This is a genomic window from Elusimicrobiota bacterium (genome assembly GCA_026388075.1).
Taxonomy (GTDB): domain Bacteria; phylum Elusimicrobiota; class Endomicrobiia; order Endomicrobiales; family JAPLKN01; genus JAPLKN01.
The window spans coordinates 1-2,165 of sequence record JAPLKN010000066.1 but is presented as its reverse complement, the minus strand read 5'-3'; the positions used below and the strand labels follow the sequence as shown (position 1 = coordinate 2,165).

Annotated in this window: 1 protein-coding gene; it reads left to right on the top strand. The window is 38.7% G+C overall.

Annotated features, from left to right (window positions below):
• The coding region (locus tag NT145_03655) for a hypothetical protein (protein ID MCX5781788.1) at positions 1 to 2,165 on the top strand (2,165 nt) is incomplete at both ends.

The following is a 2,165-nucleotide window of genomic DNA, read 5'->3' as shown; positions in this document are numbered from 1 at the left end:
GGAAAATCCCGCAAATGAAAAAGCCAAGCGCGACTGCGAACAGAATTTTGCGCCTGAGCATGAAGCGCCGGAACTGATAGGCATTGCAGAAGGAGTATGGCAAATAGTAAAAAATGGAGAAATGCTGCTTGAGAAAGCGCTTAAAGCGGCAGCAGAGCGTTTTGTGGAAATGCATGGAAATATGAGCGATATAGTCCGCAAGACACGTCTGACCGGAGCGACAGAAATATTGCGTGCTATATATCTTGCAATAAATGAAGCATGGAAAAAGAGCGGTGATTCGATATTCGGGGTCCCTAGCATTTCCAATGAAGTGCTGAAAATAGCCATAGAAAAACACAGGGAATATAACATTGCCCATCCTGAAGCGCCGCTGACGGAAAACAAAGGATCTTTACCAATGGCTGCGGAGGTTCCTCTATACGAAAAATCATATTTTAAAAAATTGGCTGAAAATAATATCCCTCTACCCAAAACGATAAATATCGTTTTGCCAATAAGATATATGGATGGGTATGGAGATCTTGCGATAGTAAACATCTTACTTCAAAAGATGAAAGAAAACTATTTAAAGATCAAAAGTGATTTAAAATTCAATATGATCTATTTAGAAGGAACATTAGATATGGCAATTGAAGCGGGCATGGTGCCCGGATGGGATAAGAATGGAAACCAGGAAAAGCAGACTATAGGAAATGTTACTTATTATAATTTAGGAGATTTTCATTTTGGTGCCATTGATATTATGAAAGAAATATCTTCTGATAACGATATTACGCTGATTCATGGATCATCAAATGTGAATTCAAGCGAGTTTGGACCGCAATGGGCAATTATAGCGGAAAATGTGAGTTGCGGAGGCGCAAATTTTTATCTGATAGATCCTGGCACTTATAAATCGGGAGATATTCCAATGCAAATAATCAGGACGACGCCAAGAAAACCGGAATATATTAGAAGCCCGAATAGTTTGTTTTATTCCGACGATAAATTTAGAGAAAAGCAAGAGGAATATGAGCGAGAGATCAAGCCTTATAAACGGCGTACTTATTTTGCTGAACTACAGCCGGGAAAAATAAATTATCGCGATCAATCATTTCTGGCAAAAAGGCTGGATGTGTTGGGATTGTTCAGCGTAACAGAAGAATATAAAGAATTATTTAACAGGCTTACCAAAGATAGATTAGCATCAAAGAAATCGTTAATGTCAAAACTGAAACTTCCTGAAGAACTTGCAGATACCGGCTGGGGTTTTGAATATTTAAGGTATTTAGACAACTTGTTTGTGCCTCCTTTTGGAACAGAGTTTGATAATGCCAATCCTAAGGGGGCCACCTATTTTATTTCGATAGGGAAGATAAACAGTGAGTCAAAAGATACACCTGCGGTTTTTGACGGAAGTTTTAAACAAAGTATTATCCAAAATGTTAAGGACCTATCCGATAAAACCGGCTGCAGAGTATTGTATCTAAAAAAAGACGGCGTTGAAGAATTGTTTCCCGATAGAAAAAGCTCAAAAAATACTATTGTTTTGCTAGATTTTATTCCCCCGGACCAATTTGATGTTCTTCAAATTCTTGCTGATGAGTTTCCTTCCGGGATTCGCGGAACGGTAACGCTTTCAAAACAGCTGTATATCACCTCAAAAACAGGCAGGCCGTTCAGATATGAAAATGCACCATATCAGGAAGGTTTTGTAGACCTAATAAAAAAATATGCTAAGGATTTTTCATTGGATCTGTTTCGGGAATCGAAAACAGCTGATTATATTGATCCTAAGGCAAGAAAAACATATCAAGAATTTGCCGAAGGTATGTTGAAGGAATTTGATTTTGATTTAAGGTTTGACCGCCTGCTATTTTATGGATGGGCCAAACATTTATTAATGCATGTGAGCATGGAGCCTGAAAAAAAGGAAATCTTAGAAAATAGTTTAGAACCATTTAGCAAAGCAGAGGATGAACACAAAAACGAGCCGTTTGAAGTCTTTTTTAAGGACAAGAAACCGGGAAACATTAATTTAGCACTTCCCGGCACCTACGCTTCTTTCGCCGAAGAGCTTGAAGAGCTTTTCAATACTAACAAGAGCCCTGCAAAATGGAGCTGGGCATATCCCGAAGACATTAATAGCACTGTAGAAGCCGATTGGAGACCGGGCAAGATGA